The organism is Pseudomonas sp. DD1 (assembly GCF_044510355.1).
GTDB classification, from domain to species: Bacteria; Pseudomonadota; Gammaproteobacteria; order Pseudomonadales; family Pseudomonadaceae; genus Aquipseudomonas; species Aquipseudomonas shahriarae.
Window position 1 is genome coordinate 202,867 of record NZ_MSAJ01000039.1, and the last position, 16,581, is coordinate 219,447.

Here is a 16,581-nt window from a genome sequence, read left to right on the forward strand (position 1 = left end):
CAGCGGCACCGTTTCGGGTGCCGTTGGCGCAGGTTTACGCTAGAATGCACGGCCTCAAAGCACACCCCCTTCCCGAGGCTGTCCCGAAGATGTTGATCCTGCGCGGCGCTCCTGCCCTTTCTGCCTTTCGCCACAGCAAACTCCTTGAGCAACTGAGCCAGAAGGTTCCAGCTGTCACTGGCTTGTATGCTGAATTTGCTCACTTCGCCGACGTTAACGGCGTTTTGACCGCCGACGAACAGCAAGTGCTGGCACGCCTTCTGAAGTACGGCCCCAGCGTTCCCGTTCAAGAGCCGACTGGCCGCTTGTTCCTGGTTCTGCCACGGTTCGGCACCATCTCGCCCTGGTCGAGCAAGGCCAGCGATATCGCCCGCAACTGTGGCCTGGAAAAAATCCAGCGCCTGGAACGCGGGATCGCCTTCTACGTGGCTGGCCAGTTCAGCGATGCCGAAGCCGAGCTGATTGCCAGCAGCCTGCACGACCGCATGACCCAGATCATCGTCAGCCAGCTGGAACAGGCTGCCGGCCTGTTCAGCCATGCCGAGCCCAAGCCGCTGACCGCGATTGACGTGCTCGGCGGTGGCCGCGCCGCCCTCGAGAAGGCCAACACCGAGCTGGGCCTGGCCCTGGCCGAAGACGAGATCGACTACCTGGTCAACGCCTTCAACGGTTTGCAGCGCAACCCCCACGACATCGAACTGATGATGTTCGCCCAGGCCAACTCCGAGCACTGCCGTCACAAGATTTTCAACGCCAGTTGGGATATCGACGGCCAGAGCCAGGAAAAAAGCCTGTTCGGCATGATCAAGAACACCTACGTGATGCACAGCGAAGGCGTTCTGTCGGCTTATAAAGACAACGCCTCGGTGATCGTCGGCTCTGTCGCCGGCCGTTTCTTCCCGGACCCGGAAACCCGCCAGTACGGCGCGGTGCAGGAGCCGGTGCACATCCTGATGAAGGTTGAAACCCACAACCACCCGACCGCGATTGCCCCGTTCCCGGGCGCAGCCACCGGCTCGGGCGGCGAGATCCGCGACGAGGGCGCCACCGGCCGTGGCGCCAAGCCCAAGGCGGGCCTGACCGGTTTCACCGTGTCCAACCTGCAGATCCCAGGCTTCGAACAGCCGTGGGAAGTGCCATACGGCAAGCCTGAGCGCATCGTTACCGCACTCGACATCATGATCGAAGGCCCGCTGGGCGGCGCCGCGTTCAACAACGAATTCGGACGTCCGGCCCTGACCGGTTATTTCCGGACCTTCGAGCAGTCCATCACCACCCCCCGTGGCGATGAAGTGCGCGGTTACCACAAGCCGATCATGTTGGCCGGCGGCATGGGCAACATCCGTGAAGACCACGTGCAGAAGGGCGAGATCCTCGTCGGCTCGAAGCTGATCGTGCTCGGCGGCCCGGCCATGTTGATCGGCCTGGGCGGCGGCGCGGCTTCCTCCATGGCCACCGGCACCAGCTCGGCGGACCTGGACTTCGCTTCTGTTCAGCGCGAAAACCCTGAGATGGAACGCCGTTGCCAGGAAGTCATCGACCGTTGCTGGCAGTTGGGTGACAAGAACCCCATCAGCTTTATCCACGACGTCGGCGCCGGCGGCTTGTCCAACGCCTTCCCGGAACTGGTCAATGACGGCGACCGTGGTGGCCGTTTCGAACTGCGCAATATTCCAAACGACGAGCCGGGCATGGCCCCGCACGAAATCTGGAGCAACGAATCCCAGGAACGTTACGTACTGGCGGTCGGCCCTGAAGACTTCGCGCGCTTCCAGGCCATCTGCGAACGCGAGCGTTGCCCGTTTGCCGTGGTCGGCGAAGCGACTGCCGAGCCGCAATTGACCGTGACCGACAGCCACTTCGGCAACAGCCCGGTGGACATGCCCCTCGAAGTGCTGCTGGGCAAGGCCCCGCGCATGCACCGTTCGGCGGTACGTGAAGCCGAGCTGGGCGATGATTTCGACCCAAGCAGCCTGGACCTGACCGACAGCATCGAGCGCGTGCTGCACCACCCGGCCGTGGCGAGCAAAAGCTTCCTGATCACCATCGGCGACCGCACCATCACCGGTCTGGTTGCCCGTGACCAGATGGTCGGCCCATGGCAGGTACCGGTGGCTGACGTTGCCGTGACCGCCACCAGCTTTGATGTGTACACCGGTGAAGCCATGGCCATGGGCGAGCGTACCCCGCTGGCCCTGCTGGACGCCCCGGCGTCGGGCCGCATGGCCATTGGTGAAACCATCACCAACATCGCCGCATCGCGTATTGGCAAGCTGTCCGATATCAAGCTGTCGGCCAACTGGATGTCCGCTGCCGGCCACCCCGGCGAAGATGCGCGCCTGTACGACACCGTCAAGGCAGTCGGCATGGAGCTGTGCCCGGAACTGGGGATCACCATTCCGGTGGGCAAGGACTCCATGTCCATGGCCACCCGTTGGAACGATGAAGGCACCGACAAGAGCGTTACCTCGCCGCTGTCGCTGATCGTCACCGGCTTTGCGCCAGTCACCGATGTCCGCCAGACCCTGACCCCGCAACTGCGCATGGACAAGGGCACCACCGACCTGATCCTGATCGACCTCGGTCGTGGCCAGAACCGCATGGGCGCCTCGATCCTCGCCCAGACCCACGGCAAGCTCGGCAAGCAGGCGCCGGACGTCGATGACGCCGAAGACCTCAAAGCCTTCTTCGCCGTGATCCAGGGCCTGAATGCCGATGGCCACCTGCTGGCTTACCACGACCGTTCCGACGGTGGTTTGTTGACCAGCGTCGTGGAAATGGCCTTCGCCGGTCACTGCGGCCTGAGCCTGAACCTCGACGGCCTGGCGGAAACTTCTGCTGACATCGCTGCCATCCTGTTCAACGAAGAATTGGGCGCGGTCATCCAGGTGCGCCAGGACGCTACCCCGGACGTGCTTGCACAGTTCAGCGCCGCTGGCCTGGGCGACTGCGTGGCCGTGGTCGGCCAGCCGATCAACAACGGTGTGATCAACATCGTGTTCAACGGCGACACCGTGTTTGAAGGCCAGCGCCGCCTGCTGCAACGCCAGTGGGCCGAGACCAGCTACCAGATCCAGCGCCTGCGCGATAACGTCGCCTGTGCCGAGCAGGAATTCGACGTGATCCTGGAAGAAGACAACCCGGGCCTGAGCACCAAGCTCAGCTTCGACGTCAACCAGGACATCGCCGCGCCGTACATCAAGAAAGGCATCCGCCCACAGGTTGCCGTGCTGCGTGAGCAGGGCGTCAACGGCCAGGTGGAAATGGCGGCCGCGTTCGACCGTGCCGGCTTCAATGCGATTGACGTGCACATGAGCGATATCCTCGCCGGTCGTGTTGACCTCAACGAGTTCAAGGGCCTGGTGGCCTGCGGCGGTTTCTCCTATGGCGACGTGCTGGGTGCCGGTGAAGGCTGGGCCAAGTCGGCCCTGTTCAACAGCCGTGCCCGCGATGCGTTCCAGGGTTTCTTCGAGCGTAACGACAGCTTCACCCTGGGTGTGTGCAACGGTTGCCAGATGATGTCCAACCTTCACGAACTGATCCCGGGCAGCGAGTTCTGGCCGCACTTTGTGCGTAACCGTTCCGAGCAGTTCGAGGCCCGTGTGGCCATGGTGCAGGTGCAGGAATCGAACTCGATCTTCCTGCAAGGCATGGCCGGTTCGCGCATGCCAATCGCCATCGCCCACGGTGAAGGCCATGCCGAGTTCGCCAGCGAAGAAGCGCTGCTCGAAGCCGACCTGTCCGGCACCGTGGCCCTCCGCTTTGTCGACAACCACGGCAAGGTCACCGAAAACTACCCGGCCAACCCGAACGGCTCGCCGCGCGGGATCACCGGGCTGACCAGCCGCGACGGTCGTGTGACCATCATGATGCCGCACCCGGAGCGAGTGTTCCGCGCCGTGCAGAACTCGTGGCGCCCGGAAGAGTGGAACGAAGACGGTGCGTGGATGCGCATGTTCCGTAACGCTCGTGTGTGGGTGAACTAAGGCCGTGTACAAGCTCAGCTTCTTTGTGCCCGACAGCCATGTGGAGGCGGTGAAAAGCGCCGTCTTCGCGGCCGGTGGCGGGCGCATCGGCGACTACGACAGCTGTGCCTGGCAAGTGCTGGGCCAGGGCCAATTCCGCCCGATGGACGGCAGCCAGCCGTTTATCGGGCAGGTGGGCCAGGTCGAAGTGGTTGAAGAATGGAAGGTCGAGCTGGTGGTGGCCGATGAGTTGATCAAGGCAGTTGTCGCTGCGTTGAAGCTCAGCCACCCCTATGAAACACCGGCTTATGAGGTGTGGCAGCTGGCGGATTTCTGATCGGCCGGCTGTAGACAGAAAACCCGCTGGGCCGACTTGGCCAGCGGGTTTTTTTGTGGGCGATCATGCCGCCATGGGCAAGCCTCAATCACTCACGGTGCGGGCACCAGCCCCACTTCAGCCTTCAAGGCGCTGATCAACAGGTTTTCGTAGCTGAACCGCTTGCCCTGCATCGGCTCCCAGCGCTCGACATAAAACAGGCCGTTGTGGTCGACCTTGATCGGTGTCGAGACGATTTCCCCGCTGCGGGAACGATGCAGCAGGTTGCTCTGCGCCGGCGACGGGCGTTCGATCAGGAACAGGCCGGGACGGTTCAGGCGTGTCCTGTCCGCTGGGACAAAGGGGGAGGGGGCCTTGATGCCTTCTACGCCGGCGTCCAGGATGAAATCGCTGCGCAGGGCTCGGGTGTAAGGCGTCAGGCCTTCGGCAAACGTCTCCCAGGTGCCGGGGCGAATGTTCTGCGCCAGTGCCGGCGCCGTGTCCCGGATTTGCAGGCTGACGGCGCCTTGCAGCTCCGCCAGGCCGGGCACCCCCAGGTTGATGTTGGTGTGGGCGCTGCCGATGAAGGCCAGCCATTTATGCGGCCCGTGGGCCGCCTGGTCGGCCTTGATCACCTGCGATGCGAAGTAGCTGAACATCTGGTTGCGCGACTGCACCGTGTCCCGCAGCCCCTTGACGTGGTAACTGGCCGTGCAGTCCAGGGCCCGGATGCGCAGGCCATGCCTGGCCGCCACCTGGATGACTTCGGTGTAGGTATCGTTGCCGTTGTAGCCTGGCATATGGCCGCGATCCAGCCGTGTGAGGTAGCGCTTGAGTGTGTCCGGCAGCCGCTGCGTGCTGAGGAACATGTCCAGGTCCGCCTGATGCATATCGGTCAGCAGGTGTTCGACGTACAGCGTCTTGAACTCCAGTTCCTTGAGTTTTTTCATGTGGTCGCGCAGCCAGCGCTTGCTGGATTGCTCCTGGTGCCCTTCACCAAGGATCAGCCCCGGGAACTCGCTTTGACGCAGTTTTTCCAGAAATGCCTCCGGGGTCGTGTGGGCGGCCAGTTCGGCCGGGTCTGGCCTTGCCGGCGGTACCTGGCTGGCCAGGTAGGCCTGGGCATCGCTACTCAGGCGATCCCTGGCGCTCTGGAAGGCCTGGAATGCTTCGCGCTCGTGCGGATTCAGCGCAAAGTAGCGGCTGTCCAACCCGCGGTGGGCGACGATCTGTTGCGCAAGGTTGTCCCTGAGCGGTAGGGGAATGTCGTAGTCGCTGTAATGCGCCACGACCGCGGCAGTCGCCGCGCTGGACGACGCTGCGGGTTCGGGTGCCTTGTACGCGGTCTGCAGGGCCAGGCGGTAATCGCCCTTGGCCAAGGGATCGCCCGCAATGGCACCGGCGGTGTCGAGCCAGATCCCCACGGGTTGGCCCGGGGCCACGTCGTCCACCCGCAGGGCAACGGCACCTTGCAAGTCGGCCAGGCCGGGGGTGTCATCGAAAGTGCGCAGGCGCGATGAATCCACCAGGGCCACCCAGCGCTCACCGGGTGTGCCGATGGCGTCGGTCTCGAGGGCTTTGTGGGAGTAGAAGTTCCTGATCCCGTTGTCCCGGGGCGTGGTGGTCGGGGTGTCGGCCATTTGCAGGACGTCATCCAGTAGATAGGAGGTGGATGCGTCCAGGGCCCTGATCTTCATGCCCTTTTCCTGGGCCTTGCGCACCAGGGCCACGTAGGAGTATTCGGCATTCTCGGCAAAACCCAAGGCGGTATCGATGGTTTTCAGGTGCCGTTGGATATGTTGCCAGGATTTCCCGCTGTTCAGCTTCTCCAGTTTCGCCCGGAATATATCGGCCGGCAGGTGCTCGATGTACAGGTGTTTGAAGCCTTGGTTGAGCAAGCTGTTCATCTGCGTGATCAGCAGTTGTTTAGCGGCAATGGAGCCGGGTATCGCGCCGATGACCAGGGGCTTGTTCCCGGCAAAGGCATTGCTGGCGATCCATTGCGAGAAGGACGTGTCGGCGCCGATGGCCGGCACATCGGTGCGGGCTGGTAGTGGGGCGAGATGTTTGAAAAAGTGGCGGGCGTCGGCTGTCAGTTGCTCGGCCTGTTGCAAGTAGGCGGCGCGCACCGCTTTCAAGTCTCGGGCAGCATTCTCCAGTGCGACGTCCCGGGAGCCGAACTCCCATTCGGTTCGCTGCACTATCCCGGCCCGTACATCCGGGTTCAGGGCCAGCTCCAGTTTGCCCGCGTACTTCGCCGGGATTTCATAGTTCTTCAATGGCTCGGGTGGGTCGGGCAGCTTTTCATATTTCGGCGCGCCGCCAGTCACCCCGGTACGCCGCCAGACGCCTTGCGCATCGGGGGCGGCGAGGCGGGTAGTGGAAACCAGTCTGCCGGTCGCCGGGTCCAGGCGGTACAGCAAATAACGGCCGAGCGGGTCGGGGGTCTTTTTTGCCCACAGGCCTTCGCCACCGAACAGCACGGCTTGCATGTCCTCAAGCGCCAGTGGCTTGGGCTCTAGTGGCTGGATCAGCTTCAAGACCTCGTTCAGCGCCGCAGCAGCGTCGGTGGCCGGGCGCACGGCCGGTTTTACCAGTTGTTTGAGCGACACCAGGGCCGGGCGCAGATCGGTAAAAGCCGCCCCGGCGCTGTTGAGCACGTAACCGATCAAGTGTTCCACGGCCGCCCCCGTATCGCCCTGCTGATAGGCGTGCAGGGCCAGCATGCCGTCCTTGAATGCCAACAGCATGCCCAGGCTCAGGCTGAGGGTGGGGAACGGCGCGGTAGCGATACCGCTGACCCACTCCACGCAGGTCCACAGAATACTGCTGATCATCTGGCTGCGATTCGCCGTGGTGCCTTCAACGTCGTCAATCTTGCGCTGCTGCTTCATGTCGTACAGCGCCTGGCGCAGGTCCAGTAATGGGGTTTGCCCGTGGGTCGAGTCATAGCGCGGCGGACTCACGGAGGTTTTGTTCAAGTCCTCGGGTAATTGCGCCTTGGCCTCTTCCAGGAAGTTGCGTACGCGCGCCTGGGATTGAGCACCGACCCGCAGGGTGAAATAGCCGACCATGCCGGGAGTCTTTTTCAGCAGATAGTTGAACTGTCGCGCCTCACGAAAGCTGATGCCGTCGGGTGCGTTTGGGGTGTAAAGCAACGTCGGGAAACCGGCGTGGCTGAAGAGGAAGTTATCGATCACCCATTCGCCGTCTACCAGCAAGCGGTGGAGGGCGTAGGTGCCACGGACCTCGGTGCGGGTATCGCCCATGCTGGCAATGCTGCGTTCCAGCCAGTCGCCATCGACCCCGGCGATATGCCCTTGCAGGCGGCATTCCAGGGCGGCGTTCTGCATCTGCCGTTGGGTAATGCTCAGGGTGGCATTGCGCCGCAAGGCATAGTCGGCACTGCCGGCGTTGAGCAGCCGGCGTTTGACTTCGTTGATGTAGTGTTGGCCAACCCAGATGCCGGTGATCGAGCGGGCGACCTTTTCAGCGGTCAGCGGGCTCAGGTCAACACCGGGCGGGCCTTTGAAGCGAGCGGCGCGCGAAAATTTCGCGTCAAGAAAGCCTACGCCGTCGGCGTAGCCATCGCGGTACAGCTGGGTGTAGGTCAGGGGGGCAGGGGTCCATGAGGCGAGCAGCGCCGGGGGCGAGAAGGCCCAGACCGTATCGGGGTCGATGTCGTTCTGATGGCGTCCGAGCAGTTCGTTCAGGCGTTTTCTGGCCCGTTCGTGCACGTAGGTGGAGAAGCTGGGAACGTGTGCATCGGACAACGGAAAGTCGTTGTAGGCCTGCAGTGCACCTTCGCTGTCTTGCGCCAGTTTCAGCAGTTTCTGGCGGTTGTCGACGCTGGTGGAGCGATACCAGTTCGGGGTGCCGAATTCATAGTCATCGACCCGGGTTGCCAGGACATGGGCCGACATGGTCTGGAGGCAGTCGGCATGCTTGCCGATATTGCCAAAGCGGATCTGTGTGTATTCCCGGGCGTGAAACTTGAAGCTCAGGCCCGTCAATACCTGTTTCATTGCATCGCGAAAACGCAGGGCAACCCGCTTGATCAGGTAGTCGGTGAGGCCGCCGCTGTCCTGGCTCCAGCCGAGGATATGGTTCTGGCACGCGATCTCACTGTCGAATGCCTGAAACTGCTGCTCGCGCGGTGCCTCGGGGGTGCATAACAGCACACGGATCACGCTGCCGTTGGCATCGGTCTGGCGCAGCACCCACATATCCTGCAACTGGGCTTCGTGCAGCGACAGGGTGGCGGCGCTCAGGCGCGGGTCGGTGCCTTGGCGCAGGCTCTGCACCAACTGGAAGTCCTCTTCAGTGAGGTGCCCCTGAAGCAAGGCGGTGTAGGCCAGTGCGTTGATCCGCTGGTCGAGCATCTGTTCGATTGCCCGGCTGACGGCGGGTTTGCCGTGCATCTGCTGCTGGGCGTCGGCAAAGTCGATACGTGGCTGCAGGGTGGTCAGCGTCTGCGCCAGCCAGGCGGGGGTCAGGTCCCGATAGGCCTTGGGCAGCGCGCCATCCCGGTAGGTGAGTGTGGTTTTGTTGAGGAAGTCCGAGCCCGCCAGTGCATCGCCGGTTTGCAGGCCGCGCAGGGCCAGCTCGATCAGGTTGCGGTCATGTTCGTACTCGCCGATGGGGGCCACGTAGCGCCGGGTGTTGATCACCAGGTGCTCGGGCAGCAGGTCGTGGATGTCCAGCTCATCGCTCAGGTGTTCGAGCAGTTGATAGCGGGCCAGTGCCTCGGGGCTGGTGACCGGGCTCAGCAGGTCGAGCAGGTGCTGGCGTGCCTCGTTGTAGCTCGCCAAGTGGGTGGCGAGTGTGGCCCGACGGTCTGCACTGGCGCGGCGGTACCAGTCCGGTGCGCTCTGGCGCAGGTAGCGCTCCAGCAAGCGGCGGGCGCGCCATGCCAGGCGTGGGCTGATGTCCGGCACAGAGGCGCTGATGGCTTGGTCCAGGTCACTGATCAGTTGAGCGGCTGACGGCTGCGGATTGTCGACCAGGCTCAGCGCCCGCTCGATGTCCTGGGTGCGCTTGGCGATCAGGGCGGCGTCGGTGTGTTCAAACAGCGGGGTCTTGTCGATCGGCGTCAATTCCAGCGGCCAGATCGCGGCCGGTGTTATATCGCGATAACGCACGGGCAGCAGTTGCATGAAGTCGCGCCGTTGCTCGGCATCGTCCATGCCTTGGCGCAAGTGCGTATTCAAGTGCGCCAGGGAGCCCAGGCACTCGATCCCGCGGGTGGGGGTAAACAGCATCACTTCACCCAGGGGCAGGGCAGAGCTCAGATCGCTGGGCACCGGGCTGGATTTCTCGGTCACCACGAAGGCCCCCGCCAGCTCGACGCTCTGTTCCTGATAACGCAAGGTCAGCGCATACAGCCCCGGGCGCAGCGTTATGCCCTGCGCTATACGCCCAAGCAAGGCCTGCTGTTGCGGGTGCAACAGGCGGTCCTCGGCACTGAGGGTTGTTGCATGGGCCAGGGCGACGTACCCGGCTTCAAAGGTCATAAAGGATTTGCGTGGCTTGCCATCTATCTGCTCATAGCGGTCGAGGTGCTGCAGGTGGGCGTTGAGCGTGGTCTTGAGCGTTGCCACGCGGCTGGCCAGGTTGCTCTGGGTAAGCCCTCGGTAGAGCGGCCGGCTCTTGTTCAGATACAGCTGCCGATAGGACATCAGCATGCCGTTGAGTTTTTCCAGATAGGCCAGTGCAGCAGAGGGTTTGTGTTCGGGCACTAGCGGCGTATCGACTTGAAGCAGGTGATAACCGATCTGATTGAGGTGGCCTTTGATGCCTTCAAAGGTTGGGGATGTGGTGCTCACAGGCACGCTCTCCATGCTGAGGATAAGAACCCTCAGCATGGGCAGCCGTGCCCTGGGCAGGGCGGTAGATAAGTAGCGGGCTCAGGCCCCGGTACGCACCGGGTCGCGGCTGGCAAGGGCCTTGAGGGCAGTGCTCAAGCCTTGGGCCGACTCGCCCACCAGCAGGTGCCAGATACCGCCGTCGAGCCGGCTGATGCCCTGGCAACCAAGGGTCTTGAGCTGGGATTCCGACAGCGCCCGGTCATCGGCCAGGCGCAGGCGCAGACGGGTCATGGCCACGCAATCGAGTTGCAGCACATTGTCGCCGCCGCCCAGTGCGTTCAGCCATTGTTCGGCCTGGGGCGGGGCAACGTTGGCCACCGCGGGCTGAGGGCTGGGAGATGAGGGCGAGGGCTGGCCGGCTGTCGGCATGGCCAAGCGAATCTCATCGGCAATGCTGTCGGCCATCGGCCCCACCACCACCTGCAAGCTGCCGCCATTGCCAGGGCGCACCACGGCCATCGCCCCCAGGGCCTTGAGTTCGGCGTCCACGGCCTTGTTACGGTCGACCATGTCCAGACGCAGACGGGTGGTGCAGGCGCCGACGCTGAGCAGGTTGTCGGCACCGCCCAGGGCGCGGATATAGGCACTGGCCCGCTGGTTATCACTCATCGCTTCGGCCTGTACCACCTGGATGTCTTCACGGCCAGGGGTCTTCAGGTTGAAGCGACGGATGCAGTAGTTGAACACGCTGTAGTAGATCACCGCGTAGGCCAGGCCCACCGGGATCACCAGCCAGCCATTGGTGGACTTGCCCCAGCCCAAAACCATGTCGATGAACCCACCGGAGAAGGTAAAGCCCAGGTGAATATCCAGCAGGTTGGTGGCCGCCATCGACAGGCCGGTGAGCAGTGCATGCAGCAGGTACAGGAACGGCGCGAGGAACATAAAGGCGAATTCGATCGGCTCGGTGACCCCGGTGAGGAATGAGGTCAGGGCCATCGACAGGAAGATCCCGCCCATGATCTTGCGCCGCTCCGGCAGGGCGTTGCGGTACATCGCCAGGCACGCGGCGGGCAGGCCGAATAGCATCACCGGGAACATGCCGGTCATGAACTGGCCGCCTTTGGGGTCGCCGGCAAAGTAGCGGGTCAGGTCGCCGGTGACCACTGCGCCGGTGGCCGGATCAGTGAAGCTGCCAAACACAAACCAGGCCATGTTGTTGAGGATATGGTGCAGCCCGGTGACGATCAGCAAGCGGTTGAACACGCCGAACACAAAGGCGCCGAGGCTGCCGCTTTCCATCAGCAGCACGCCAAAACTGTTGATGCCGTGCTGCACCGGCGGCCAGATCAGGCCGAAGATCACCCCCAGGCCCACCGCCGAAAACCCGGTGACAATCGGCACAAAGCGTCGCCCGCCAAAGAACGCCAGGTACTCCGGCAGCTTGATGTCCTTGAAGCGGTTGTACAGGGCCCCGGCCATCAGCCCGCTGACGATCCCGGCGAGCATGCCCATGTTGATGGTGCTGTCCATGACCTTGAGGGTGGAGACCATCACCAGGTAGCCAATGGCCCCGGCCAGCCCGGCGGTGCCGTTGTTGTCGCGGGCAAAGCCCACGGCGATGCCGATGGCGAAGATCAGCGCCAGGTTGGCAAAGATCGCTTGCCCGGCGTCGTGCATCACCGCGATGTTCAACAGGTCGGTGTCACCCAGGCGCAGCAGCAGGCCGGCAATCGGCAGGATGGCGATGGGTAGCATCAGCGCACGGCCCAGGCGTTGCAGGCCTTCGATAAACAATTGGTACATGGCGAGTCTCCTTTTTCTTGTTGTTGTCAGCTCAACGGCCAGTGGTGTTGGCAGGCTTGGCGCACGGCGCCGGCGCTGCTCAGGTTGAGCAGGGCCTGGCTCAGTTGCCGGCATTGCGCGGCGTCGAGGTGACGCACGCGGTCTTTGATGGCGGCAATCTGCGGCGGGCTGACGGACAGCTCCCGCACCCCCAGGCCCACCAGCACGGGGGTGGCCAGCGGGTCAGAGGCCAGGGCGCCGCACACGCCGACCCAGCGCCCGTGTTTGGCGGCGCCGCTGCAGGTCTGGGCGATCAGGCGCAGCAGCGCCGGGTGCAGGGCGTCGACCCGTGCGGCCAGGCCGGCATGGTCGCGGTCCATGGCCAGGGTGTACTGGGACAGGTCATTGGTGCCGATCGACAAAAAGTCCGCGTGCTCGGCCAGTTGCTCAGCCATCAGCGCGGCGGCCGGGACTTCGATCATCACCCCCAGTTCCGGGCGCTGGGTCAGTTGCAGTTCGGCGCACAGTTCATCGAGGCGCTGGCGAATGTGCAGCAACTCGTCGACTTCACTGACCATCGGCAACAGGATCCGGCAACGTTGCAATGGGCTGACCTGCAGCAGGGCACGCAGTTGCTGGTCGAGCAGTTCCGGGCGCACCTGGGCCATGCGAATACCGCGCAGGCCCAGTACCGGATTGGCTTCGGCGGGCAAGGGCAGGTAGTCGAGCTGCTTGTCGCCGCCGACATCAATGGTGCGGATGATCACCGATTTGTCGCCCATGGCGTCCATTACCGCTTGATAGGCCTGGCGCTGTTCCTGTTCATCGGGCGCGGTGCGGCGGTCGACAAACAGAAACTCGGTGCGCAACAGACCCACGCCATCGGCGCCGTTGTCATAGGCAATCTGCGCCTCGCTGCTGGAGGCGACATTGGCGGCCACTTCAATGCCCACGCCATCCAGGGTGCTGGCGGCAGCATGGGCCTGGGCCTGTTGCAGCTGGCGCCGCTGTTTCTGCGCATCGCGGATCTGGTGGACCTGGGCGTGGCGGGCATCGTCCGGGTTGAGTTCCAGGCGCCCATTGGCGGCGTCCAGCACCACCCGTTGCCCTTGGGTTATCGCCAATACTTCACTGCCCAGCGCCACCACGCAGGGCAAGTCTTTGCCCCTGGCCAGGATCGCCACATGGGACGTGGCGCCGCCTTCGGCCATGCAGATACCGGCCGCGTTTTGCGCGCTCAGTTGCAGCAGGTCCGAAGGCGTCAGCTCGTGGGCGACAACAATCGCGCCGGCGGGCAATTCGAACTGCCAGGCCTCACCCAAAAGCGCGCGCAGCACCCGTTGCTGCAAGTCCCGCAGGTCGTTGGCACGTTCGGCAAACAACGGCTTGCCCAAGCCCAGCAACACCGCGCATTGGGCCTGGATCGCATCGCGCCAGGCATGGGTGGCGGCACTGCCGTGCTCGATGGCAGCGGTGGCGGCCTCCATCAGGGTCGGGTCTTCCAGCAGCGCCAGGTGGGCGGCGAAGATCTCTTCTTCCTCGACGGCCTGGCGCTGGCGGGCGTGCTCCAGGGTATTGCGGATTTCGCCGCGCACCTGTTCCAGGGCGCTGTCCAGGTGCTGCAACTGCTCATGGCGCGCATGGTTACGTGGGTCTTCTGGCAACTCGATGCTGTTGAGCCGGAACAACGGCCCGCAGACCAGGCCCGGCGCGGCGCACACCCCTTGCAATACGCCTGCTTCACGGTTGACTGGACGCGCAGCGGCTATCACCGGGGCCTGTACGGCTTCGGCAGTGGTGAGCGAAAGGGCGGCGACCAGTGCCTGCAACGCCGCGTCGCAATCCTGGCCACGGCACGTGACCTGCACTTCATCCTGTTCACCAATGCCCAGCCCCATCAAGCCGATCAGGCTGGCGCACGACGCCGATTTGCCGGCGAAATGCAGCTGCGACAGGCTGCTGAAACCCTGGGCGGTCTTGCGGATCAGCGCGGCGGGCCGCGCATGCAGGCCGCCGCGATGGGTGATGCGTACGCTGGCGCTGGCATGCGCCTGGGCGGTGTCGGCCATCACGGGCTGCACGACGCCAGCCTGACGCGCAACGATGCGCAGCAGGGCTTCGCCGACCTTGACGGCGTTCACGGCCACGGGGCGCAGTTCGAACTGCTCGCCGTTAGTGAGGATGATCAGGCTGACCAGGCTTTTGCACTGGCGGGCGATGCGATCCAGGTCAAAGCGCACCAGGGGCTGCCCATTGCTGACTCGTGCGCCTTGCTGGACCAGCAAGGCAAAGCCTTCGCCTTGCAGTTCGACGGTGTCGATGCCCACATGCAGCAGCACCTCGGCGCCATTGTCGGCGCGGATGGTCAGGGCGTGGCCGGTACGGGCAACGTGGATCACGACCCCGGCGCACGGCGCATGCAGGCAATCGTTGAGAGGGTCGATGGCAATCCCGTCGCCCATGGCGCCACTGGCGAACACGTCGTCAGGCACATTGCCCAGGGTCAGCACCGGCCCGCTGAGGGGGGCGCTGAGGGTGAGGTCATTATTATTGTCGGGCATGGGCACGGTACTCATCAGGAAACGACAGAAATCAACTCAGTGGGTGCGAGTGACTTTGCTCAGGTGGCGGGGCTGGTCCGGGTCCATGCCCCGGGCCTGCGCCAGGCCGGCGGCCATCACGTAGAAGCTCTGGATTGCCAGGATCGGGTCCAGGGCCGGGTGTTCGGCGCGGCTGAGGGTCAGGTCGCGTTCGGCGATATCGTCGGGCGCGGCCAGCAGCACCCGAGCCCCGCGCTGGCGCATTTCCGTGGCCAGGCTCAGCAGGCCCGGCTGTTCGGCGCCGCGCGGGGCGAACACCAGCAACGGGTAGTTATCGTCGATCAAGGCCATCGGCCCGTGGCGCACTTCGGCGCTGCTGAAGGCTTCGGCCTGGATCGCCGAGGTTTCCTTGAGCTTGAGCGCGGCTTCCTGGGCGATGGCAAACCCGGCGCCACGGCCGATGACCATTAGGCGCTGGCAGTCGCGCAGGGCGTCGATGGCCAGGCTCCAGTCCTGGGTCGCCGCTTCGCGCAGGCCGGCAGGCAGGGCGTGGCAAGCTTCGAGCAGGCCGTCTTCCTGGTTCCAGTGCCCGACCAACTGGGCGCTGGCGCTCAAGGTGGCGATAAAACTCTTGGTCGCGGCCACGCTACGCTCGGGGCCGGCGCACAGCGGCACATGGAATTCGCAGGCGGCTTCCAGGGGCGAGTCTTCGGCGTTGACCATCGACACACTCAAGGCCCCGCGCTTGCGCAGCAGGCGCAGGCTGTTGACCAGGTCCGGGCTCTGCCCCGACTGAGAGAAGCCGAAGGCCGCCTGGCCGCTGACTTTCAGCGGCGCCTGCGCCAGGGTCACCACCGACATCGGCAGCGACGCCACGGGAACGCCCACATGCTGCATGGTCAGGTAGGCGAAGTAACTGGCGGCGTGGTCCGAACTGCCACGGGCGACGGTCATCGCCACTTGCGGCGGCTGGCGGCGCAGGCGGCCGGCGACCTCGGCCAGCAGCGGGTCGAGGCATTGCAGTTGGGCCGCGACGGCCTCACAGGAGGACAGGGCCTCTTCAAGCATTTTTGAAGTCAATGGTTTCTCCTTCGACCATTACGTCGGTGAGGTGCAGGGAGCGGTCCAGGCGCACGCAGTCGGCAAAGCTGCCGGGTTGCAGGCGGCCGCGTTGTTCCAGGCCCAGGTAATCCGCAGGAAATTGCGACAGGCGCTGTGAGGCTTCGCTGATGGGCAGGCCGATCTTCACCAGGTTGCGCAGCGCCTGATCCATGGTCAGGGTGCTGCCGGCCAGGGTGCCGTCGGCCAGGCGTACGCCGCCCAGGCATTTGGTCACGGTGTGGCTGCCCAGCTTGTATTCGCCGTCGGGCATGCCGGCGGCGGCGGTGGAGTCGGTGACGCAGTACAGGCAGGGGATCGAACGCAGGGCCACGCGCATGGCCCCGGGGTGTACGTGCAACAGGTCCGGGATCAGCTCGGCGTATTGCGCGTGGGCCAGTGCGGCACCGACGATGCCCGGCTCGCGGTGATGCAGCGGGCTCATGGCGTTGTACAGGTGGGTGAAGCTGGTGGCGCCGGCGGCCAGCGCTGCGACGCCTTCTTCATAGCTGCCCAGGGTATGGCCGATCTGCATACGCACGCCGCGTTGGCTGAGGGTGCGGATCAGGCCGTCATGCCCGGCGATTTCCGGGGCAATGGTGATGACCCGGATCGGTGCCAGGCGCAGGTACTCCTCGACCTCGGCCATCAATGCCGTGTGGGCAAAGTTGGGCTGTGCGCCGAGCTTTCCTGGGTTGATGTAGGGGCCTTCCAGATGCACCCCCAGCACCCGGGCGCTGCCGCTTGGACGGTTTTCGCAGAACTGGCCGAGTTCGCCGAGCACGCGGGAGATTTCCTCGACCGGTGCAGTCATGGTGGTGGCCAGCAGCGAAGTGGTGCCGAAGCGCACATGGGTGCGGGTGATGGTCTCGAAGGCACTGCGGCCTTCCATAATGTCCTTGCCGCCGCCGCCGTGTACATGCAGGTCGATAAAACCCGGCAGCAGGTAGGGCAGGTCGTTGTCGGCCGGGTCGCAAGGCACACCTTCGACGGCGCTGACCCTGCCTTCGTGGTGCACCAGGCGGCCGCGCATCCAGCCGTGGGGCGTGAGGATATTGTCTTCGGACATG

The 16,581-nt window shown here is 64.3% G+C and carries 7 protein-coding genes; 2 read left to right on the forward strand and 5 right to left on the reverse strand.

Going from position 1 to position 16,581, the window contains the following annotated elements; translation table 11 throughout:
• Window positions 1-89 precede the first annotated feature (89 nt).
• Together purL and PSFL_RS26775 are read left to right on the forward strand one after the other, a co-directional pair.
• A complete protein-coding gene (purL, locus tag PSFL_RS26770) occupies window positions 90-3,986 on the forward strand; it encodes a phosphoribosylformylglycinamidine synthase (RefSeq protein ID WP_115127489.1) in 3,897 nt (1,298 codons plus the stop codon).
• A 4-nt stretch (window positions 3,987-3,990) separates the two neighbouring features.
• Window positions 3,991-4,302: a hypothetical protein gene (locus tag PSFL_RS26775; RefSeq protein WP_057437975.1), complete on the forward strand. Its 312-nt coding sequence runs from the start codon at window positions 3,991-3,993 to the stop codon at window positions 4,300-4,302.
• 92 nt (window positions 4,303-4,394) lie between these two features.
• Here PSFL_RS26775 and PSFL_RS26780 read toward each other — a convergent pair whose 3' ends face one another.
• From PSFL_RS26780 to nagA, 5 genes are all read right to left on the reverse strand, one after another.
• Window positions 4,395-10,106 (reverse strand): toxin, encoded by a 5,712-nt coding sequence (locus PSFL_RS26780; protein WP_397470660.1) that lies wholly within the window; start codon window positions 10,104-10,106, stop codon window positions 4,395-4,397.
• A gap of 81 nt (window positions 10,107-10,187) precedes the next feature.
• Window positions 10,188-11,894, reverse strand: coding sequence for an N-acetylglucosamine-specific PTS transporter subunit IIBC (nagE, locus tag PSFL_RS26785; protein WP_397470661.1), 1,707 nt, complete (start codon window positions 11,892-11,894; stop codon window positions 10,188-10,190).
• A 26-nt stretch (window positions 11,895-11,920) separates the two neighbouring features.
• Window positions 11,921-14,434: a phosphoenolpyruvate--protein phosphotransferase gene (gene ptsP / locus PSFL_RS26790; protein ID WP_397470662.1), complete on the reverse strand. Its 2,514-nt coding sequence runs from the start codon at window positions 14,432-14,434 to the stop codon at window positions 11,921-11,923.
• Between the two features lie 36 nt (window positions 14,435-14,470).
• Window positions 14,471-15,493, reverse strand: coding sequence for an SIS domain-containing protein (locus tag PSFL_RS26795; RefSeq protein WP_115127493.1), 1,023 nt, complete (start codon window positions 15,491-15,493; stop codon window positions 14,471-14,473).
• Window positions 15,474-16,580 (reverse strand): N-acetylglucosamine-6-phosphate deacetylase, encoded by a 1,107-nt coding sequence (gene nagA, locus PSFL_RS26800; RefSeq protein ID WP_115127494.1) that lies wholly within the window; start codon window positions 16,578-16,580, stop codon window positions 15,474-15,476. Before nagA ends, PSFL_RS26795 begins: the two co-directional genes overlap by 20 nt.
• Window position 16,581: the final 1 nt, after the last annotated feature.

Coding starts and splice junctions, on each gene's coding strand:
- purL (WP_115127489.1), top strand. CDS start 90: ATGTTGATCCTGCGCGGCGCTCCTGCCCTTTCTGCCTTTCGCCACAGC.
- nagE (WP_397470661.1), bottom strand. CDS start 11,894: ATGTACCAATTGTTTATCGAAGGCCTGCAACGCCTGGGCCGTGCGCTG.
- ptsP (WP_397470662.1), bottom strand. CDS start 14,434: ATGCCCGACAATAATAATGACCTCACCCTCAGCGCCCCCCTCAGCGGG.
- nagA (WP_115127494.1), bottom strand. CDS start 16,580: ATGTCCGAAGACAATATCCTCACGCCCCACGGCTGGATGCGCGGCCGC.